The 20,214-nt window shown below is 63.7% G+C and carries 22 protein-coding genes; 10 read left to right on the forward strand and 12 right to left on the reverse strand.

Annotated elements, in window-relative coordinates; translation table 11 throughout:
- Nucleotides 1–171 precede the first annotated feature (171 nt).
- The 3 genes from ACSQ3S_RS26300 (at nt 172) to ACSQ3S_RS26310 (ending at nt 3,615) form a co-directional block, all read left to right on the forward strand.
- Nucleotides 172–2,268, forward strand: a complete 2,097-nt coding sequence (locus ACSQ3S_RS26300) for a bifunctional 2',3'-cyclic-nucleotide 2'-phosphodiesterase/3'-nucleotidase (RefSeq protein ID WP_436144254.1) — start codon at nt 172–174, stop codon at nt 2,266–2,268.
- Nucleotides 2,269–2,320: 52 nt separating this feature from the next.
- Nucleotides 2,321–3,064 (forward strand): tetratricopeptide repeat protein, encoded by a 744-nt coding sequence (locus ACSQ3S_RS26305; protein ID WP_436144255.1) that lies wholly within the window; start codon nt 2,321–2,323, stop codon nt 3,062–3,064.
- Between the two features lie 95 nt (nt 3,065–3,159).
- Nucleotides 3,160–3,615 (forward strand): carboxymuconolactone decarboxylase family protein, encoded by a 456-nt coding sequence (locus ACSQ3S_RS26310; RefSeq protein ID WP_176654290.1) that lies wholly within the window; start codon nt 3,160–3,162, stop codon nt 3,613–3,615.
- 18 nt (nt 3,616–3,633) lie between these two features.
- Here the strand turns inward: ACSQ3S_RS26310 and ACSQ3S_RS26315 are convergent, their stop codons facing one another.
- The gene (locus ACSQ3S_RS26315; RefSeq protein WP_436144256.1) at nt 3,634–4,446 is read right to left on the reverse strand and encodes an NIPSNAP family protein; all 813 of its coding nucleotides are present in this window, start codon (nt 4,444–4,446) and stop codon (nt 3,634–3,636) included.
- A gap of 151 nt (nt 4,447–4,597) precedes the next feature.
- Between ACSQ3S_RS26315 and ACSQ3S_RS26320 the strand changes: the two genes are divergently transcribed.
- The 3 genes from ACSQ3S_RS26320 (at nt 4,598) to ACSQ3S_RS26330 (ending at nt 5,778) form a co-directional block, all read left to right on the forward strand.
- A complete protein-coding gene (locus tag ACSQ3S_RS26320; RefSeq protein WP_176654288.1) occupies nt 4,598–4,882 on the forward strand; it encodes a CopG family transcriptional regulator in 285 nt (94 codons plus the stop codon).
- 5 nt (nt 4,883–4,887) lie between these two features.
- The gene (locus ACSQ3S_RS26325; protein WP_436144257.1) at nt 4,888–5,178 is read left to right on the forward strand and encodes a type II toxin-antitoxin system RelE/ParE family toxin; all 291 of its coding nucleotides are present in this window, start codon (nt 4,888–4,890) and stop codon (nt 5,176–5,178) included.
- Between the two features lie 90 nt (nt 5,179–5,268).
- Nucleotides 5,269–5,778, forward strand: coding sequence for a hemerythrin domain-containing protein (locus ACSQ3S_RS26330; RefSeq protein ID WP_176654286.1), 510 nt, complete (start codon nt 5,269–5,271; stop codon nt 5,776–5,778).
- A gap of 16 nt (nt 5,779–5,794) precedes the next feature.
- Here ACSQ3S_RS26330 and ACSQ3S_RS26335 read toward each other — a convergent pair whose 3' ends face one another.
- From ACSQ3S_RS26335 to ACSQ3S_RS26360, 6 genes are all read right to left on the reverse strand, one after another.
- Nucleotides 5,795–6,163 (reverse strand): hypothetical protein, encoded by a 369-nt coding sequence (locus ACSQ3S_RS26335; protein WP_218087939.1) that lies wholly within the window; start codon nt 6,161–6,163, stop codon nt 5,795–5,797.
- Nucleotides 6,160–7,302, reverse strand: a complete 1,143-nt coding sequence (coaD, locus tag ACSQ3S_RS26340) for a pantetheine-phosphate adenylyltransferase (protein ID WP_176654285.1) — start codon at nt 7,300–7,302, stop codon at nt 6,160–6,162. Before coaD ends, ACSQ3S_RS26335 begins: the two co-directional genes overlap by 4 nt.
- Before the next feature lie 32 nt (nt 7,303–7,334).
- The gene (locus ACSQ3S_RS26345) at nt 7,335–8,723 is read right to left on the reverse strand and encodes an ATP-binding protein (protein WP_413446362.1); all 1,389 of its coding nucleotides are present in this window, start codon (nt 8,721–8,723) and stop codon (nt 7,335–7,337) included.
- A gap of 8 nt (nt 8,724–8,731) precedes the next feature.
- Nucleotides 8,732–9,391 (reverse strand): response regulator, encoded by a 660-nt coding sequence (locus ACSQ3S_RS26350; RefSeq protein WP_176654283.1) that lies wholly within the window; start codon nt 9,389–9,391, stop codon nt 8,732–8,734.
- A 58-nt stretch (nt 9,392–9,449) separates the two neighbouring features.
- Nucleotides 9,450–10,973: a DegQ family serine endoprotease gene (locus tag ACSQ3S_RS26355; protein ID WP_176654282.1), complete on the reverse strand. Its 1,524-nt coding sequence runs from the start codon at nt 10,971–10,973 to the stop codon at nt 9,450–9,452.
- A gap of 138 nt (nt 10,974–11,111) precedes the next feature.
- Nucleotides 11,112–11,570: an Hsp20 family protein gene (locus ACSQ3S_RS26360; RefSeq protein ID WP_176654281.1), complete on the reverse strand. Its 459-nt coding sequence runs from the start codon at nt 11,568–11,570 to the stop codon at nt 11,112–11,114.
- A gap of 252 nt (nt 11,571–11,822) precedes the next feature.
- On the opposite strand from ACSQ3S_RS26360, the gene ACSQ3S_RS26365 reads away from it, so the two are divergent.
- The 3 genes from ACSQ3S_RS26365 to ACSQ3S_RS26375 all read left to right on the forward strand — a co-directional run bounded on the left by ACSQ3S_RS26365 (nt 11,823) and on the right by ACSQ3S_RS26375 (nt 15,275).
- Complete coding sequence (locus ACSQ3S_RS26365) at nt 11,823–13,703, forward strand: M61 family metallopeptidase (RefSeq protein WP_176654280.1); 1,881 nt, start codon at nt 11,823–11,825, stop codon at nt 13,701–13,703.
- A 73-nt stretch (nt 13,704–13,776) separates the two neighbouring features.
- Nucleotides 13,777–14,703, forward strand: a complete 927-nt coding sequence (locus tag ACSQ3S_RS26370) for a sensor domain-containing diguanylate cyclase (protein ID WP_436144258.1) — start codon at nt 13,777–13,779, stop codon at nt 14,701–14,703.
- A gap of 224 nt (nt 14,704–14,927) precedes the next feature.
- Complete coding sequence (locus ACSQ3S_RS26375; protein WP_176654277.1) at nt 14,928–15,275, forward strand: hypothetical protein; 348 nt, start codon at nt 14,928–14,930, stop codon at nt 15,273–15,275.
- Here ACSQ3S_RS26375 and ACSQ3S_RS26380 read toward each other — a convergent pair whose 3' ends face one another.
- Genes ACSQ3S_RS26380 through imuA form a run of 3 tightly spaced genes read right to left on the reverse strand, consistent with a single transcriptional unit; the run spans nt 15,276 to nt 18,204 of the window.
- On the reverse strand, nt 15,276–16,031 hold the full coding sequence (locus ACSQ3S_RS26380; RefSeq protein ID WP_353404001.1) for an alpha/beta hydrolase family protein: 756 nt from the start codon (nt 16,029–16,031) through the stop codon (nt 15,276–15,278).
- A 51-nt stretch (nt 16,032–16,082) separates the two neighbouring features.
- Entirely contained in the window at nt 16,083–17,561 is a 1,479-nt protein-coding gene (locus ACSQ3S_RS26385) for a Y-family DNA polymerase (protein ID WP_436144259.1), read from the reverse strand.
- The gene (imuA, locus tag ACSQ3S_RS26390) at nt 17,491–18,204 is read right to left on the reverse strand and encodes a translesion DNA synthesis-associated protein ImuA (RefSeq protein ID WP_436145080.1); all 714 of its coding nucleotides are present in this window, start codon (nt 18,202–18,204) and stop codon (nt 17,491–17,493) included. The genes ACSQ3S_RS26385 and imuA overlap by 71 nt, the downstream gene beginning before the upstream one ends.
- A 137-nt stretch (nt 18,205–18,341) precedes the next feature.
- Here imuA and ACSQ3S_RS26395 point away from each other — a divergent pair, with 137 nt between their 5' ends.
- Nucleotides 18,342–19,595 (forward strand): putative Na+/H+ antiporter, encoded by a 1,254-nt coding sequence (locus ACSQ3S_RS26395; RefSeq protein ID WP_176654274.1) that lies wholly within the window; start codon nt 18,342–18,344, stop codon nt 19,593–19,595.
- Here the strand turns inward: ACSQ3S_RS26395 and ACSQ3S_RS26400 are convergent.
- Both ACSQ3S_RS26400 and ACSQ3S_RS26405 read right to left on the reverse strand, forming a co-directional pair.
- On the reverse strand, nt 19,578–19,880 hold the full coding sequence (locus ACSQ3S_RS26400; RefSeq protein WP_176654273.1) for an addiction module antidote protein: 303 nt from the start codon (nt 19,878–19,880) through the stop codon (nt 19,578–19,580). The genes ACSQ3S_RS26395 and ACSQ3S_RS26400 overlap by 18 nt on opposite strands.
- Nucleotides 19,881–19,889: 9 nt before the next feature.
- Entirely contained in the window at nt 19,890–20,177 is a 288-nt protein-coding gene (locus ACSQ3S_RS26405) for a type II toxin-antitoxin system RelE/ParE family toxin (RefSeq protein WP_353403999.1), read from the reverse strand.
- Nucleotides 20,178–20,214 lie beyond the last annotated feature (37 nt).

Raw genomic sequence — 20,214 nt, forward strand, 5'->3', positions numbered from 1 at the left:
GCGCCCGCCCAGACTAGCGGGATGCCGGCACGACAGTATTGTTAAATCGCGACAGTGGCTTATTAAATCGCGCCTTGGCTCGCCAGGCCATGATGTTTGCGTTTTGTCACGACTATGTCATGTAGCTTGGATACAGTCGCCAACTTGAATTTTCTTAATTTTGGGGAAGCAATGAAAACAAATCTGGTGATGTTGGCTGCCATGACGGCGGCTGGTCTGGTGGGTTGCGGCGGCGACTACACTCCTCCTCCGGCGATCCCGGAAGGCACGACCGTCACCCTGGCGCTCATGGAAACCACCGACATCCATGCCAACGTGATGAGCTATAACTACTATTCCCTGTCGGAAGACACCAGCCTGGGCCTGGAGCGCACCTCGACGCTGGTCAGCGCCGCCCGCGCGGAAAATCCAAACAACCTGCTGCTGGACGACGGCGACGTCATCCAGGGCACCTTGCTGGGTGACTTGCAAGCCGTGACCAAGCCGATCGCCTGCAGCGACACCATGGCCGTGCACAAGGTGATGAACGCCATGAAGTACGACGGCGGCGGCTTCGGCAACCACGAATTCAACTACGGCCTGCCGTTGCTGAGCCAGATCACCAACACCGACTTCGGCATTCCCGGCATCGCCAAGCCGGCCGGCACCTGCGGCGCGCCGGCCTTCCCGCTGGTGCTGACCAACGTCACCGGCGTCGCCAGCGGCAAGCCCATCGTGCAGCCCTACACGCTGCTGCCGCGCACCTTCTCGGCCACCAAGCCGGACGGCACCAAGGTCGACGTCAAGATGAACATCGGCATCATGAGCTTCGTGCCGCCGCAGATCCTCGACTGGGACCAGAAGAACCTGGCCGGCAAGGTCGCCGTGACCGGCGTGCAGGAAGCTGCCAAGCAATACGTGCCGGAGATGCGCACCAAGGGCGCCGACCTGGTCGTGGCGCTGTCGCACGGCGGCCTGGACCCAAGCGCCTACAGCCCGAAAATGGAAAACGGCAGCTATCACCTGACCACTACCGGCATCGACGCGCTGCTGGTCGGCCACTCGCACCTGATCTTCCCGAAAGGCAAAGAGACTGGCGCGGCGGCACTGGATCCATCGTTCGCGGCCTTCCCCGCCAGCGCCAGGATCGACGCCGTCAACGGCTTCGTCAACGGCGTGCCGACCGTGATGGCGCAGAGCTGGGGCCGCCGCCTGGGCATCATCAAGATGACCTTGGCGTACACCGCTGGCAAATGGGTGGTGCAATCGGACAAGACCACGGTGGAATCGCGCGGCTTCAAGTACAAGGACGGCACCACCAACGCGGCGGCCGATCCGGCCATCGCGCCCATCGTCGCCACCGAGCACGCGGCCACCATCGCCTACGCCAAGCAGCCGCTGGGCGTGACGACCGACTTTGAAATGTCGGCCTACTTCTCGCTGGCGGGCGACGTCAGCGCGATCCAGCTGGTCAACCAGGCGCAGCTGGACTACGTGAAGAAATTCATCGCCAGCAGCACCGACGCCACCATCGCCAGCTACAAGAACATACCGGTGATCTCGTGCAGCGCGCCGTTCAAGGCCGGCCGCAACGGTCCTTCGGACTTCACCGACGTGGCGCCGGGCGCCAGCGCCGCGGCGCCGATAGGCTTGCAAGTGCGTAACCCGGGCGACCTCTACCTGTACAGCAACAACAACCTGCAGGCAGTGAAGATCAAGGGTTCCGACCTGAAGGCATGGCTGGAAACGGCCGCCAAGCAGTTCGGCCAGATCGATCCGGCCAAGACGGCAGAGCAGGACCTGGTGCCTTCATACGGCACGATCTACAACTATGACGTGTTCTATGCCGAGAACAACGCGCTGACCTACCAGATCGACGTGACCAAGCCTGTGGGCAGCCGCATCGTCAACCTGACCTATCTGGGCAAGGCTGTGGCCGATGGCGACGACTTCATCGTCGCCACCAACGACTACCGCGCGGGCGGTGGCGGTGCGGTGCCGGGCATCGACGGCAGCAAAACCATCATCAAGTCGCCGGACGCCAACCAGACCATCGTCAGCAACTACCTGGTGGCGCAGGGCACGGCGACCGGCAAGGTCACGCTGGCCAGCAACGGCAGCGCGCGTAGCTGGAGCTTCGTCAAGGTGGCCACGGCCGGTCCGGTGATCCTGCGTTCGGCGCCTGGCCACCTGGCGCTGGCCAAGAGCAGCGGCATCACCGCCGTCACGGCCGAGGGTGCGCTGGATGCCAGCGGCTTCGCCAAGTACACGGTGGATTTGAGCAAGTAAAGGGAATCGCGGGGCCGGTTTCGCCGGCCCCGTTCTTCATGAGGCAAGCGTCATGCAAATCAAAAACTATCCTGGGGTTGCGCTGATCGCCGTGCTGGCCAGCGTGTTCCTGTTCGGCTGCCAGATCCAGCACGAAAAGCCGACGTCGGCGCAGATTGAAGTCGTCGGCATGAAGGCGATGCAGCAGGCCGACGCCAGCGCCGAGCGCAAGCTGATGTCGTGGTCGGCGCAGAACATGCCGGTGGCGCAGCGCGAGCTGGGTCTGTTGTATCAAACCCGTCCCAGGCAGCGGACTGAATCGCTGAAGCTGTTCGAAGACGCCGCGCGCGGCGGCGACACCGAAGCCGCGTTCCAGCTGGGTGAAATGCTGCGCATCGGCGTGGTCGGCGTGCCGGCCGCACCGGGCGACGCGGCGCCCTGGTACGAGTTGGCCGCCAAGCAAAAGCACGCCAAGGCGGCGCTGGTACTGGGCCTGCTCTACAAGAACGGCGACGGCGTCAAGCGCGACGACGCGCAAGCCGCGCACTGGCTGAACGCGGCCAGCGACTTGGGCAACGCCCATGCGATGTTCCTGCTCTCCAACATCTACAACGAAGGACGCGGCGTCGCGCAAGACGCCGCCAAGGCGCGCCACCTGCTGGAAGAGGCCGCCGAACACGAATACCCGCCGGCGATCCAGGAGCTGGCGATGACGGTGCAACTGGGCGACGCCCTGAGTCCGAAGGACGAGCGCCGCGCCGGCCACCTGCTCAAGGAAGCCAGCGAACACCGCCACAACAACTGGAATCGCTTTTAATTATGGCCTACTAAACCAGCCAATTCTTGGCTCTTTTGGAGTGGGCCAAGATGGTTCAAGATGGAATCCCTAACCAGCAATCAAAGGATTTCATCATGAACCAACGTCTCGACTACGCTAAAGCCTCTCCTGAAGGTTACAAGGCTTTCGGCGCAGTGCACGTCTATCTCCAGAAATGCGGCCTGCCGCATGAACTGATCGATCTGGTCTACCTGCGCGTATCGCAAATCAACGGCTGCGCCTATTGCATCGACCTGCATACCAGCGACCTGCTCAAGCTCGGCGTTGCCATCGACAAGCTGGTCCTGGTGCCGGTATGGCACGACGCGGGGGCAGTCTTCAGCGCCCGCGAACGCGCCGCGCTGGCTTGGGCCGAAACGGTGACGCGCGTGGCGGAAACCCGCGTTCCCGATGCCGACTACGCCGCCGCGGCGGCAGAATTCAGCGACAAGGAACTGGCCGACCTGACCTACGCGATCGGCCTGATGAACGCCTTCAACCGCCTCGGCGTCACCTTCCGCATGCCGCCTGCCGCCGCCAACAAGGCCTGATACCGGCTTCCGCGTGAGTCAGTCTTTAAGCCAGCGCAAGCGCGAGCGGCTGGCCGGATCGAGTATCAGCAGCTCGGGCGGCGAGCGCAGCATGCCGGTTTTGTCGAACGCGGCGGCCGCGCGACCGATGGCGGGCCTGAGCTGCCGCTCCAGCACATCGTTGTCCTTCACGACACCGATCCAGGCCATATAGGTTCCATCGGTGCGCACCGGTAGTTGTGGGAAGTTGTTTGGTACATCCAGCGTCGCCAGCATGCCGGCCTCCCGCGCTCCCGCCGCGCGATAGCTGGCGAACGCGCTTTCCGCCCGCTGCGCAAAGGCTTCCGCGCCGGCGCCGTTCTTCAGCGCGAAAATCTGCGCCACCACCACGCCGTGCGCGCCATTGCGCTCCTTGACCGGATCGACCGCAGGCAGCACCGGTACCGGCCGCAACGGCCGCATCAGCATCACGTTGTCGCTGTCGACGATCAGCGCGTTCAGCGTGGCCTTGTGCTCCTTCCACAGCGGCCCATAGTAGAAAGCCGAGTTGACGATGGCCCTGCCCTCCAGGTGTTTGAAGCCGCGCAGCCAGGTGAACGACGCCGGATTGCCGCGCTCCGTGAACTGGCCAAACGCAATCGCGCCCAACTGCTCGAACGCTTCGGGGAAGTAACTCTGGAAGTAGCTGGCGAAGTCCTGCTGGCCGCCCGGCGTGATCGTATAGCGCCGAAACTCGATCACCTGGAATTCGCCCAGATGCGCAACCGCCGGGAAGACACGTTCCTGAGCCGGCACCTGCGGCACCGCCAACAACGACAAGCCGCCCAGGGCGACGGAAAGCAAACGATGCATGAACGGCTCCCATCCAATTGATCAGCCGCCAGCATAAAACCGATACAGGACAGTTTCCGCCCTGATTCATCATTTGATCTGCGTCTCGTCCCTGACAGCGGCGCTGACCTGGCATGGTGCTAAAATCGGAGATTCTCGCAGGGAGATCGCCATGCCTACCATTTCGATTCAGTTGTCAGATGAGCTGCTTGAACAGCTTGCTGAAGCGGTCGAGCTAAGCAAGCTTGGGACTGATGATTTTCTTCTGCTGGCGATCGCGGAAAAAATCGCGCAGACCAGAACTCAAGACACTTTAGATGCTGAAGCCGAGGCAAGCTACGCGGAATACCTGAAATCCGGCGAATCGATATCACTGGAAGAGGTTCGCCGCCACTTCGAGCGCCGCGTTGCCGGCGACCATGGCGACAAGTTCATCTTCGAAAAATCCAAACGCTAGCCGTCATGGTCCGCGTTCAGCTGAGTCACCACGCCGCTGATCACCTGGACCAGATTTTTGATCGTCTGGCGACGATAGATATCGCGACCGCAGCAGCAAAAATTCAAGAAATCCATACCGCACTGGCCACACTTGAACAGAATCCCATGATCGGGCGCCCTGCTTCATCGGGCACAAGAGAGTTGCTCATTGGCAGGCACCACCGTGGCTATGTCGCACAATATCGCTATGTTCCCGGTAGCGATCTTGTACTCGCACTCGCCATCCGAAGTCAACGGCAGGCCAGCTACCCTTAGCGGCAGCGTTGGGCAACGCACAGACCGAGCCGGGGATCGTCCCTAGACTGGTTTGGCAGCCTGCACTTCACCGCCAGCCAAGGAGCCATTATGAGAACCACTTCGCATTCGTCAGACAAAATCCCAAAACCTATTCCCACCGAAACCGATCCGCAGGACGCAATTACCCTGCTGACCGAGGACCACGAGCACGTCAAGTCGCTGTTCGAGCAATACGAGGAGCTGGGCGACCGGGCCCATGCCAGCAAGCAGAAACTGGCCGTGCAGATCTGCACCGAGCTGACCAAGCACGCTACCGCCGAAGAGGAAATCTTCTATCCCGCCGTGCGCGAAGCGAACAAGGAAAACGAGGACATCATCGACGAGGCCGTGGTCGAACACGCGGCAGCCAAGGACCTGATCGCGCAAATCCTCTCCATGGAAGAGGGCGATGAGCTGTTCGACGCCAAGATCAAGGTGCTGTCCGAACAGATCGAACATCACGTCCAGGAAGAAGAAAGCGAAATGTTCCCCAAGGCCCGCAAGGCCAAGCTGGATCTGATGGCGCTGGGTCAGGCCATAGCCCGGCGCAAGGAAGAGATCACGCTACCCAATAGCTAGACCTGGAACCTTCAACTTACTTCCATTCCCCCTGTTCGCGCAGCAGCGGCTTGCCGCGCTGCTCGACGATCAACTCGCCGCCGTCGCTGAGAAAGTAGACGGTGGCGCCGTTCTTGAATTCATAGCCAAGGAAGCGGCATGGGGTGACGCCGTCGGCGCATGTGGTGTGACGCGTGCGGCCGGTCAGGCGGATCGCCTTGCCGGTCTTTTTGCTGGTACCGACATAACGTACGTCATCGCAGGTCACGTTACCTTCCTCGCAGCGCACATCGATGGTGATGCTGAACGATGGCGTGTCCAGCGTCTGCGTTTCGGCCGCATCAGCCGATGTGGCCGCGGCAAAGCAGCACAATGCCAGCAAGCCACGCTTTAAACTGGCGCTCATGCCAGGCTCTCTATCTCGCGCCGCATGTTGTCGATGGCGCGTTCGTTGTACTGGTCGGCAAAATACGGATCGACATACAACAGCCCCGCCTCCGCCTTGCGCGACAGGTGCGCCAGCGCGCCGCTGCGCTGGCTCCGGTATTTTGCGTCCGGCAGATGGCTGTACTCGCGCCGGATCGCCTGCGCATAGTTCTGATAGACCTCCTCGTCCTGCCCCAGGATCGCCAGGTCCACGCACAGCATGATGTCCTTCAGCCGGTGCTGGATCGACGCTTCCTGGAAGTGGTCGGTGGCGCGTATCAGTTCCGCCGCGTCGCTCATGTCGTGCGCCAGCTGGCTGCCCAGCCACAGTTGCGCGCTCGCCTCTTCGTTGCTCATCGCGCCCGGCTCGCCGCTGTGGCCATACTCCGCGTCATGGAACCAGAACGCCTGCTTGACGATGTCGACGTCGGCCGGATCGGGCCGCGTGTTGGCCGCCCATACGCGGATCTCGCACAGGCCGTGCACCAGGTGGTCGAGGTTGTGATAGTAGCGCGCCTTGCCGCCGTACGCCGTGGCGCCGGTCAGCTGCACGAACCACAGGTCGGCATGGGCGATGGCGGTAGCGTCCAGGTGGGCGTAGTCCCACAGCGTTTCCCATTCCTTGCGCAGCCAGCTCAGCACCCAGGCGTGGTAGCCCGGCCCGGGAACGAACTTCTTCATGATCCAGTTCCAGCCGATCGGCCCTTCCAGCGCCTTGACGAAGCTGGAGCTGACCGAACCGAGGTCGCGCGGCGGCATGACGAAGATGGTCTTGGCGCCCTGCAGCACGTCGACGTTGGTTTGCTGGATCAGATTCTCGTAATCGAAATCGGCGGTGGTGCGGATGCCGCGTATCAGGCAGTGCACGCCCTGCTTCTTGGCCGCGCGCGCCGTGTAGTCGCCCTTGACGATGACCACCGATACGTTGTCCCAGCCCTGCTCGGCGCAGCTGAGCGCGATGATGCTCTTGCGCTCCTCGGCCGTGAACTTGGGCTTCTTGGCGGGGTTTTCAGACAGGAAGACCACCACCTCCTCCGCCAGCGAACGGGCTTCGTTGATCACCCACATATGCCCGTTGGTGATCGGGTCCAGGGTGCCCGAAAAGCCGATTTTCTTCATACGCCACTCCAACGACATGTCAAAGTGGCATTTTAGACTGGAGTGGCCCTTGCGGTGTCAGGAAAATCGACTTTGACCTTCAGCCCGCCGAGGCGTTCGGACTGGTCCAGGGTCAATACGGCGCCATGGCGCTCGGCGATGGACTTGATGATGGCCAGCCCCAGGCCACTGCCGCCGGCCTGGCTTCCCGGCACGCGGTAGAAGCGGCTGAACACCCGTTCGCGCTCCTCCGGCGGGATGCCGGGACCGGAATCCTCGACGCTGAGCACGACACGGCCCGGCACGTTGGCTTTTGCTACACCTGTGGCGCCGGCGCTACGGCGCAGGTCGATATCGACGGTGCCGCCGGACGGCGTGTACTTGATGGCGTTGTCGACCAGGTTGCGCAACAGGATGATCAGCGCGTCCGGCTGGCCGTCCACCGTGGCGTCGTCGGCATGATGCAGGCCGAGGTCGATCTGGCGCGCCTGCGCCAGCCCGGCCATGTCGCCCAGCGTGCGCTTGACCAGGTCGCTCAGGCTGACCGGTTCCAGCTTGACGTCGTTGACCGAGCCTTCCTGCCGCGCCAACACCAGCAATTGTTCCACCAGCCGCGTCGCCCGCTCGATGCCGGCCGTCACGCGCGAGATGGCGAGGCTGCGCGCCGCCTCGTCCTGCGCCCGTTCCAGGCTCAGCACCTGCAATTTCAGCGCCGCCAGCGGCGAGCGCAGCTCGTGCGCGGCGTCCGCCACGAAGTGCTGCTGGGCGTCGAACGCGGTGCGCACTCGGCCGAACAGCAGGTTCAGCTCGTGTACCAGTGGCAACACTTCGTCGGGCAAATCGTTTTCCGACACCGGCGACAGATCGTCGGCCTGGCGTGCCGCCACCTGCCGCTTGACGCGCGACACCGGCGCCAGCGAGCCGCTGACCACCCACCACACCACCAGCATCAGCACCGGCGCCATGACGGCGATCGGCCCGACGGTGCGCAGCGCCAAGGTGCCGGCCATGCGCTGGCGCACGGCCATGTCCTGCGCCACCTGCACGGTCTGGTTACTCGTTTGAACGGAGAAGATGCGGTAGGTGGTGTTGTTGGCCTTGACGTTGGAGAAGCCCAGCACCGCCCGCTGCGGCAGCGCCGCGCGCGACAGCGAACGGAACACTTGCGCGCCGTCCGGCGTCCACACCTGCACCACCAGGTCGTCGTTCTCCGGGTCGGCGGCGGTGTCGGCGGCCTTGTTGGTCAGCGTGGCGCTGGAACGCAGCGACATCGCCATCTGCTGCATGTGATAGTCGAAGATCTGGTCGGCGTCGCTCAGCGCGCTGCGGTAGGCGATCATCGCCTGTGCGATGGCGGCCATGGTGATGGCGGCCAGCAGGAACCACAGCAAACGTCCGCGCAACGAGTGCGTCACCACGGGAACCCGCGGCAACGACGGCATCTTCACCTTCATAGTTTCGGTACCATGTAGCCCAGGCCGCGCACGTTTTGGATCAGTTCCGCGCCAAGCTTCTTGCGCAGGCCATGGATGTAGACTTCGACCGCGTTGCTGTTGACCTCATCCTTCCAGCTGTACAGTTTTTCTTCCAGCTGGTGCCGCGACAGCACGATGCCGGGCCGCGCGATCAGCGCTTCCAGCACCGCCCATTCGCGGGCCGACAGGTTGACCTGCTTGCCGTCGGCGATCACTTCGCGGGTTTGCGGATTGACGCTCACGCCGCCGTGCTCGAAGATCGGCTCGGCGCGGCCGGCCGAACGGCGCAGCAAGGCGCGGATGCGCGCCAGCAGTTCGTCGAGGTCGTAGGGTTTGAGCACGTAGTCGTCGGCGCCGGCGTCGAGGCCGGCGATGCGCTGTTCCTTGGCGTCGCGCGCCGTGGCCACCAGCACCGGGGTCAGCTCCTTGCGCGCGCGCATCGAGCGCAGCACGTCGAGGCCGTCCTTGCGCGGCAGGCCCAGGTCCAGCAGCACCAGGTCGTAGGTCTGGGTCTGCAGCGCGGTGTCGGCCATCGCGCCATCCTTGACCCAGTCGACGGCGTAGTGCTCTGCCCGCAACAGGTCGAGCACCACTTCGCCGATCATCGTATCGTCTTCCACCAGCAGAAGTCGCATATTGTTTCCTTTCTGTTTTTGTGTCGCGTTCTGCCGGTCCGCGGGCTTGAGCTTAACCTCAGCCCAGACGCACCGGTATGAAGATTTTATCGTCGCCGCGCTGTATCAGCAATGCCACGGACTTGCCGGACTTGTCGACCACCTCGCGCACCTGCTCGACGCTGCTGACAGGACGGCCGTTCACCGACAGCAGCACGTCGCCGGGCTGCACGCCGGCGTTGGCCGCCGCGCCGCGCGCATCCTCGATCAGCAAGCCGTTCGGAATACCAGACTGGCGCTTCTCGATGGTTTCCAGCGGCCGCAGCGACAAGCCCAGCTTCAGCTTGGCGCTGGCCTGGTCGCTGCGTTCGCCGTCGGCCGCCGCGACCTTGTCGTTGGCGTTGCCCAGCGTGGCGGTCAATTGTACCGGTTTGCCCTGGCGCCAGACTTCCAGCGTTACTTTATCACCTGGCGTGGCCAGGCCCACAATCGCCGGCAAATCGCCGGAACTGATGATCTTCTGGCCGTTCAGCGTGCGGATCACGTCGCCCGGTTTCAGGCCGGCCTTGTCGCCGGGGCTGCCCTTCTCCACGTTCGACACCAGCGCGCCCTCAGGCGTGGCCAGGTTGAAGGAGTCGGCGAAGCCCTGGTTGATCTCCTGCACCGTCACGCCCAGCTTGGCATGGGTGACCTTGCCGGTGGAGACGATCTGGTCCTTGATCTTGCCGGCCACCTCGATCGGTATCGCGAACGACAAGCCCTGGTAGCCGCCGGTCTGGCTGTAGATCTGCGAGTTGATGCCGACCACTTCGCCGCGGGTGTTGAACAGCGGTCCGCCCGAGTTGCCGGGATTGACGGCGACGTCGGTCTGGATGAACGGCACGTTACCGTCCGGCAGCGAGCGGCCCTTGGCGCTGACCACGCCGGCGGTCACGGTGTTATCGAGGCCGTACGGTGAACCGATCGCCAGCACCCATTCGCCCACTTTCAGGTCGTTGCCCTTGGCCAGCGGCACCACGGGCAGGTTCTTGGCGTCGATCTTCAGCACCGCCACGTCGCTCTTCGGATCGGAACCCAGCACCTTGGCGCGGAACTCGCGGCGGTCGGTCAGCTTGACCACCACTTCGCTGGCGTCGCGCACCACGTGGGCGTTGGTCAGGATGATGCCGTCGGCGCTGATGATGAAGCCCGAGCCCAGGCCGTGCGTCGGCACCGAGCGCTGGCCGCCGCGCTGCTGCGGCCCCTGGAAGCGGCGGAAGAATTCATAGAACGGATCGTCTGCAAACGGGTCGCCGCGGCGGGCCTGCTGCGGGCCGTCGTCATCGTCGTAGGCCGTCTTGGTGCTGCCGGTCACGCTGATGTTGACCACGGCGGGACCGTTGTGGGCCACGATGACGCTGAAGTCGGGCAGCGAGATGGCGGGCGCGGGCACAGGGACGGGGGCAGCAGCGGGGGCGGCCTGCGCCGGCGCGGTAGCGGCGGCAACGATGGCAGGGGCGGCGGCAACCGCATTACTTTGTTGAACTGCGACTGCACCTCCCACGCCTATCACGCCCAGGACGGCGACCGCCAGAGCTGCACGTTTGAGAGTAGATTCGGACATAGCTGCACTCCTGAATAATAAGGTTTGTAGATGTATCCAATATGAGGGTAAAAACTTAGACGCTGCTTAACACTTGCTACAGACGTGCAACTGGCCGGATCAACCGGCCAGTCGGGCACTACTTAGCTACAACAGGGCTTACGCGGCCTGGCGCTGCTCCAGGGCGGTGACGTTTTCGCCGCCGTCGATGACGATCTTGCGTGGCTTCAGCGCTTCGGGCACTTCGCGCACCAGTTCGATGTTCAGCATGCCGTTGTCGAAGCTGGCGCCGGTCACCTTGACATGGTTGGCCAGCTGGAAGCGCTGCTCGAAATCGCGGGCGGCGATGCCGCGGTGCAGATAGGTGCGCTCGGTGGCGTCCTTCTGTTTGCGGCCGACGACGTGCAGCGAATCACGCTCGAAGGTGATGTCGATTTCCGAACGGTCGAAACCGGCCAGCGCCATCACGATGCGGTATTTGTCTTCCGACACGAGTTCGATGTTGTAGGGAGGGTAGCTCGGGGTGGAATCGCCGCGCTGGGCGTCGTTCAGCAGTTGTGCCAGACGATCAAAGCCGATGGCGGAACGATACAGTGGAGTCAGGTCAAAAGTACGCATGATGAATATCCTTTTAAAGTTAAGCGATATGGGCGGGGAAGATCCCCCTCGGTGGTCCCCATCTGGGCAACCACTGAGTCCGATATAGGATGGGTTTACGGTCTTTCAAGGCCTTGAAAAACGACCGCAATATCCCCAGACGGCCACTTTTTTTAAAAATATTTTCGCTGCGGTGCGTCATCTCTTTGCGAGATTTGCAAGTTGCCTGCGTGCTACACTCTTTTTCTTGTCCAACCCTTGCCCACCTTGCCCATGTCCACGACTCGTGTTGCAATCGCCGCCCTGCTGGCTACCGCCTTCAGCGCCCAGGCACAATCGATCTCCGAACAGCCTTACCCAGGCACCATTGTCCTGAAAGTTGACGCGACCAACACCGCGCAACAGATCTTCCGCGTGCGCGAGAGCATCCCCGCCAAGCCGGGCAAGCTGACCTTGCTGTATCCGCAATGGGTGCCGGGCAACCACGGCCCCAGCGGCGCGCTGAACCAGTTCGCCGGCCTGAAGGTCAGCGCCAACGGCAAGCCGCTGGAATGGAAGCGCGACACGGTCAACGTCTACGCCTTCCATATCGACGTGCCCAAGGGCGCCGCGACGGTGGACGTGGAATTCCAGTACCTGTCGCCGACCGATGCGCCGCAGGGCCGCACCACGATGACCAACGACATCGTCGGCGTGCAATGGCAGTCGGTGACGCTGTATCCGGCCGGCTACGACAGCCGCCGCATCACCATGCAGCCCAACCTGACCGTGCCGGCCGGCTGGCAGTTCGGCACCGCGCTGGAAACCGCGTCGCGCAACGGCGACGAGGTGGCCTTCAAGCCGCTGGACCTGGAAGCGATGATGGATTCGCCGCTGTTCGCCGGCCGCTACTTCCGCAGCATCGACCTCGATCCGGACGGCAAGATACCGGTGCGGCTGAACGTCGTGGCCGACTCGGCCGAGCAGCTGGAAGCGACGCCGGAACAGATCGCGCCGCACCGCGCCATGGTGCAGCAGGCCTACAAGCTGTTCAACTCGCAGCACTACAAGCACTACGATTTCCTGTTCGCCATCAGCGACGAGTTCGGCGGCATCGGCCGCGAGCACCACCAGTCCAGCGAGAACGGCGTCAAGACCGGCTACTTCACCGAGTGGTCCAAGAACGAGGCGCGGCGCGAGCTGCTGCCGCACGAGTTCACCCACTCGTGGAACGGCAAGTTCCGCCGTCCGGCCGACCAGAACGTCCCCAACTTCAACACGCCGCTGCAGAACTCGCTGCTGTGGGTGTACGAAGGCCAGACCCAGTACTGGGGCGCGGTGCTGGCCGCCCGCTCCGGCCTGATCAAGCCCGAGCACACGCGCGACCTGCTGGCCGCCACCGCCGCCCGCTACGACAACACCAAGGGCCGCGACTGGCGCGCGATGCAGGACACCACCAACGACCCGATCGTCAACGCCCGCCGTCCGCAGGGCTGGAACAACTGGCAGCGCGCCGAGGATTACTACTCGGAAGGCGAGCTGATCTGGCTGGACGCCGACACGCTGATACGCGAAAAATCCGGCGACAAGCGCTCGCTCAACGACTTCGCCCGCAGCTTCTTCGGCGTCGACGACGGCGTCAACGTGGCCAGGCACTACACCTTCGACGACGTGGTCAAGGCGCTCAACGCCGTGCAGCCGCACGACTGGGCGACCTTCCTGCGCAGCCGCCTCGACGGCCACGGCCCGGGCGCGCCGCTGGATGGCCTGGCCCGCGCCGGCTGGAAACTGGTCTACACGGAAAAGCCGACCGACTTCCTCAAAGCCCAGGAAGACCTGAGCAAATCGGCCAACTTCCAGTATTCGCTGGGCTTCTCGGTGGGCGCCGAAGGCAAGCTGGAAGCCTTCCAGTGGGATGGCGTCGGCTTCAAGGCCGGCCTGTCGGGCGGCAGCACGCTGGTGGCCGTCAATGGCCGCGCCTACAAGGCCGAGCTGCTGCGCGCGGCCGTCACCGCCGCCAAGACCGGCAAGGAACCGATCAACATCCTGGTCAAGAAAGGCAGCCTGTATCAGAACTATGCGCTGGACTACCATGGCGGCCTGAAATATCCGCGCCTGGAACGCATCGCCGATACGCCCGACCGCCTTGAGGCAATTCTGCAACCGCTGAAGTAATTGTGACAATACGGGGAGTCGGCGATCGCGCCAAATTCGCGCGCCGGCTCCCTGTCAGGTCTATACTGGCCCCATGCCAGATCGGACCGATATCCATCCCCAGCCACGCGCCGAACTTGACGAACTGCGCGAGTCCGACCGCGTGTTCCGCGCGCTGCTCGACAATGCTCCCATCCTGATATCGACCAAGGACCTGCACGGCAATGTCACGATGGCCAGCCGCCATTTCGAAATGCTGGACGGCTACGACGCCGCCACCTTCGTCGGCAGCAACGTGTTCGACTTGTTCGCGCGCGAGATCGCAGAGCAACTGTGGCACAGCGACCGCAAGGCAGCGCTGGAAAAGCGCGCCGTCCACGAGGAAGAATCGGTCTACCATCGCGACAAGACGCTGCACACCTACATGACGGTGAAGTTTCCGCTACTGGACGACAACGGCGAGGTCTATGCCACCTGCGCCGTCTCGACCGACATCACCGAGACCAAGGCGGCCCGCGACGACAGCGTCACCGATGAGCTGACCGGGTTGAAAAACCGGCGCTATTTCAACATCCGCTTCAACGAGGAACAAAAGCGCGCGCACCGCGACCAGCGCACGCTGACCTTGCTGTTGATCGACGTCGACCGCTTCAAGGAATACAACGACACCTATGGCCATCCGCAGGGCGACGCGGTGCTGAAGGCGGTGGCCGACGCCATGCGCCAGACCCTGCACCGGCCGGGCGATCTGTGCTTCCGCATCGGCGGCGACGAATTCGCCTGCCTGTTCGCCAGCAGCGGCCCCGACGAGAGCGAGGCGCTGGCCGAGCAGATCCGTGCCGACATGGCGGCGCGCAAGATTCCGCACCAGGGCAACCCGCCCGGCGGCTACGTCACGCTGTCGCTGGGACTGGCGTTCATCCCGCCGGACTCCGCGTTGGGTCGGGATGACATCTACCAGCAGGCCGACCAGGCGTTGTACCGGGCCAAGCATAAGGGGCGCAACATTATCTCCAGATAGATTATCGTGGCGGCTACTGTGCAAAGAGGGAGACGCCATGATTACGCTGTACACCTGGACCACGCCCAACGGCGGCGGCGACCGAGAAGATGCGGTCGGTGTTGGGCAACCAGCCGGAGAGCCTGCACAACGTCCAGCGCTGGCTGGCCCTGGTGGGCGCCCGCCCCGCCGTGCAGCGCGGCATGGCCTTGCCCAAGGTCGGCTGACGGGTGTATGCTGAGCACATGAATAAAGACACCGACATCCAACTCAGCGGCCCCTTCAAGGCCTCCGACGGCTCCGGCCGTGCCCACGACGCCAAGGCGATCCGTATCTTCGACGAAGGGTATGGCGCGATCGACGTGTATGTGGACTTTTCCGGTTCGATCAGCGGCCTGCACAAGGACAAATCGCTGATCGACGCCGTGGTCGCGCAGCTGCGCACCGTCGGCTACAAGGGCCCGGCCCTGACCGCCGGCGATTCCGTGCTGCAGGAAAGCAAACTGCTGGTGCTCGAAGCGCCGGACGAATTCAACACCTTCGCCGCCGGCAAGGGCTGGAAAGACCTGGCCGAAGAATTCGACGACGAGTAATCACAGATAGCGGTCGCTCCAGGCCGCGATCAAATTCGCCACGTACACCGCATCGCCGCGCTCGGTCAGCAGATGGTCCGCGCTGTCGAGCGAGATGAAGCTTTTCGGATGCTTGGCGGCGGTAAAAATCTCCATCGCGTTGCTGATACCCACCGTGGTATCGCCCGGCGCGTGCATCACCAGCAAGGCCCGCTTCAGGGCCGCGATCTTCACTTTCAAATTATGCTCGCCCGCATCCTCGACAAACTGTCGCTTGATGCGGAAAGGCCTGCCCGCCAGTTGCACATGGGCCTCGCCCTCGCGCGCGATCTGGTCCAGGTGCTGGCTGAACAAACCGGTGACATGCGACGGATCGCTGGGCGCGGCCACCGTCACCACCGCCTTCACTTCCGGCACCTGCGCGGCCGCCGCCAGCACCGCCGCGCCGCCGAGGCTGTGGCCGATCAGCAGGCGCGGCGCCGCATAGGTGGCGCGCAGGAAATCGGCCGCCGCCACCAGATCCGCCAGGTTGGAAGAAAAATTGGTGTTGGCGAACTCGCCCTCGCTGGCGCCCAGGCCGGTGAAATCGAAGCGCAGCACGGCAAAGCCATGCTCGGTCAGCGCCTGCGCGATGCGGCTGGCGGCAAACACATCCTTGCCACAGGTGAAGCAGTGCGCGAACAAGGCGTAGGCCTTGACCTCGCCATCCGGCGCATCGAGACGGGCCGCCAGCTTCTGGCCATCGGCGCCGAGGAATTCCTGTCGTTGTGATTGCATGGTTCCTCCCGCTTGAGATGGGGAAAATATAGCACGGAAAATATAACAGGCTCAGCCGAACAACCCGTGCAGATACCAGCGTGCCGACGCCTCGCCATCGTTGCCGCTGCGTTCGCGGTACAGCCAGTAGTGGGCATGGTCCGCCCCTTCCGCCATGAAGTAGTCGCGCGTCTGCATAGCTCCCCACCAGCCCGCTTCGATGCGTTCGCCGGTGGAGACGATCTTCAGCGGCGAGCCGTAGTAAGGCCGATGATCGCGCATCAGCAGGGCGATCGGCTTGGCCAGCAGCCATGCCGGACGCGGCAGGCTCGGCATGTCCGGCGGCAATTGCGCGCGGGCATCGGCGGGACGGATTTTTTCCTGCACGCTGACCCAGGCGTTGGCTTGCTCGGGCCGGTAGTCGGCGCGCGGCGCCGCCTGCAGCACGTTGTCCGGCCCCAGCCGCGCGGTCAGCAATTCCAGCAGGCGCTGCCAGTCTTCCTTGCTGCCGCCCGGCTCGGGAAACAGCGAATCGCTGGGCGGCGCCATCGGTTGCACCTGCGGCGCCTCCAGGCACAGGCCGATCACCGGCGCGTCCAGCGTCTGCTTGGCCAGGCGCTCCTTCAGCAGGCGCACCAGATGTTCGTCGCGCCAGGTCGGCTCGGCCAGCACGATCTCGATCAAGGTCGGCGGCCGCGCCACCTTGCCGCGCTCGTGTTCCAGCAGCAGGTGGATGCGCTCGACCGCCAGTTGATGCGCACTGAGCCAGCCGGTCAGCTGCTGCAGCAGGCGGTGCGCGCCGAACAGCAGCGCTTCTGCGTTTTCCACGCGGTCGAACAATTCCAGCTTGGCGCGGAAGCTGGCCGGCGCCGCGATCCAGCGATGCATCTCGGCGCGCTCGCCATGGGCGTCGTCCAGCATGTCCAGCAAGGCCCGGCCGCAGCGGCGCTGCAAGCCTGGACGCGGTAGGCGGTGCATCTCACCCAGCGTCATGCACCCTATGCCTTCGAGCCAGCTCAGGTAGGGCCGAGCCGGTGGCAACAGGCTGCTGGGCAAGCGGTCCATGCGCCGCACTAACGCCTCCATCGTCAAGGCGCGCCCGGCATGGCTGCGCGCCAGCAGCCATGCGCCGCGCGCGGTCGGCGCGCAGCTGATCACGGCTGTAAATCCCAAGGTGCGCAGGCTGGCAGCCACCTGCCGGCACAACGCGCGTATGCCGCCAAACAGGCGCAGGCTGGCGCCCACGTCCAGCAGCAGCGTATCCTCCTCCGCCTGCGCCAATTGCGGCGTAAATTGCAGCAGCGCCATCGACACCGCGTGCAGCGCTTCCAGTTCCAGCTGCGGCGCGCGCTGCTGGAACTGCGATTGCGGCGCCAGCATCAGCGCGCCGCCGCGCCGCATGCCGACGTCGACGCCGGCCTCCCGCGCCACGTCCGACATCGCCACCACCCGCTCCTGCTCCAGCACCACGGTGCAATGGTCAGCCGACCAGCGCGGGCAGAATATCTCGAGCGGGAGCCGCGGCAGGTGTAGTCCGATCCAGAGGCGCATGGCGTTGTAGCAAAGAAGGCGTTAAAGGTAAAAACAACGGCGTGTCGCGCTGCGGTCCTCGTCGCTTGACGAAGCCGATGTCGATGCCGCCCGCCGCCGGCTTCAACGACAGGCGCAGCGGCGCCGGCGACGCATCCTGCGCGGCCGCCACCGGCCGCAGCATGCAGAACAGCGTGTCCCCGCTTTGCGCCGCCAGGTGCAGCCGCCGCAGCGTTTCGCCGCGCGCATGGTTTTGCCACATCAGCAGCGCGCCGCAACAGCCGCTGCGCAGCACTTGTTCAGCGGCCCACAAGGCATCGCCGCTCTTGGCGCCGCTGCGTATCCAGATCAGCTGCGACGGTTCCAGCCCCAGCGCGGCCAGCGCCAGCGCCTGCGGCGCGTGCGGCGGCTGCAGCAGCACCACCGGCCGCTTGCCCAGGCCGAGCAGCGCCGGCCGCAGCAAGCGCAGCTCGCCGATGCCGTGCTGCTGCACCAGCAAGTCGATCAGCACGCCCAGCGGCCAGCCGCCGCCCGGCAACTGCGTCGACAGCGCGGCAAAGCCGGTGTCGACGCAGCGGGTGGCGCTGTGCGCCAGTTGCGAGGCCAGCCATAGCGATGGATGGACTGCTTCGGGTGCAGCAATGGCGGAGGCGGATCGGGTCATCATTTTAACGCAAATACTGTATAAATACACAGTACTATTCGAAGCGGATTTTGGCAAGGCTTATCTGATTCGTGCATGCCGTTTGCCGCATTGTTTGCTGTACCATGTGGCTGAGGAAATTAATAAAAGGACATACTTTGCAAACCATACAACTGGTGGGCGCGATCCTGTTCGGACTGGCGCTGCTGCACACTTTTGCAGCCAAATCCTTCGAGGTGCTGTCGCACCGCCATCCGAAACACGCGGGCCTGTTCCACCTGCTGGGCGAAGTCGAGGTGGTGTTCGGCTTCTGGGCCTTCATCCTGATCATCGCGATGGCTTTGCTGAGCGGCGGCGACGCCGCCATCCACTACGCCGAATCGCGCCAGTACACCGAGCCCCTGTTCGTGTTCACGGTGATGGTGGTGGCCGCATCGCGGCCGGTGCTGGACATCGTCGAACGCATGCTGCTGGTGCTGGCCAGGCTGATGCCGATGCGGACCGAACTGGCGCTGGTGTGGTTCGGCCTGGCGCTGGTGCCGCTGACCGGTTCGCTGATCACCGAGCCGGCCGCGATGACCTTGGCCGCGCTGATGCTGGCGCCGCTGATCTTCCGCGAAGGCATGCCGGAATGGTTGAAGTACGGCGCGCTGGGCGTGCTGTTCGTCAACGTCTCGATCGGTGGCACGCTGACCGCCTACGCCGCGCCGCCCGTGCTGATGGTGGCCACCACCTGGCAATGGGACAGCGCGTTCATGGCGACGCATTTCGGCTGGAAGGCGGCCATCGCCGTGCTGATCAACGCGACCGCGGTCAGCTTCATGCTGCGCAAGCATTTGCGCGCGCCTGCGCCGGCCGCCGGTGAGACCGCCGACGCGCCGGCCGTGCCGCTGATGGTCACCGCGATCCATCTGGTGTTCCTGGCCGCCGTGGTCGTGCTGGGCCACCATCCGGTACTGTTCCTCGGCATCTTCATGCTGTTCCTCGGCTTCACGCAGGCTTACCAGCGTTACCAGAATCCGCTGATCGTCAAGGAAGGCCTGCTGGTCGGCTTCTTCCTGGCCGGGCTGGTGGTGCTGGGCGGCATGCAGCAATGGTGGTTGCAGCCGATCGTCGAAAGCCTGCCGCCGGTGGCCTTGTTCTTCAGCGCGCTGGGACTGACGGCGATCACCGACAACGCCGCCCTCACCTACTTGGGTTCGCTGATCAGCGGCATCTCGGCGCAATCGCAATACATGCTGGTAGCGGGCGCGGTGGCCGGCGGCGGCCTGACGGTGATCGCCAACGCCCCGAATCCGGCCGGCGTCTCGCTGCTGCGCCGCGGCTTCCAGGACGAATCAATAGGCGCTATCGGCCTGCTGCTCGGCGCTATCGCCCCGACAGCGGTGGCGGCATTAGCTTTCCTGCTGTAGTACCTCGACGTGGAATTTCAATCCAAGCGCACGCGTGACTTTCAGTATTGTCGCGAAGCTTGGATTGCCGTCCGCAGAGAGGGCTTTATATAAGCTTTCGCGTCCCATTCCGGTATCGTTGGCAAGCTGTGTCATCCCGTGCGCGCGGGCGATATTGCCTAATGCCTTGGCAATAAAGGCGACATCGTCCCCAGCTTCCTCAAGGCAAGCGTCAAAATACAGGGCGATATCTTCTTTGGTCTGAAGGTGTTCCGCACTATCCCATTTTGTCAACTTAAGCACCACGATATCTCCCTACAGTTGCCGCGCCAGTGCCTGCGCAGTTTTGATGTCCTTGGCTTGGGATGATTTATCTCCGGCAGCCAACAAGATGATCATTGTTGTACCTCGAAGCGTGTAATACACGCGATATCCCGGGCCATAATCGATGCGCATCTCGGAGACACCGTTGCCAACAGATTTATGATCGCCGAAATTGCCATCCTCCGCTCGATCAATGCGTACCTGTATGCAAGCCCGTGCCCGGCGATCTTTCAGCCGGCTAAACCAGGAGCTGAAAAGCTCAGTTTGAAGGATGTCCATGCGCCTGAAACTTCAATCCGATTGTATTCCATGGGAT

The sequence above is a fragment of the Duganella sp. LjRoot269 genome (genome assembly GCF_964254095.1).
GTDB classification, from domain to species: Bacteria; Pseudomonadota; Gammaproteobacteria; order Burkholderiales; family Burkholderiaceae_D; genus Rugamonas; species Rugamonas hordei.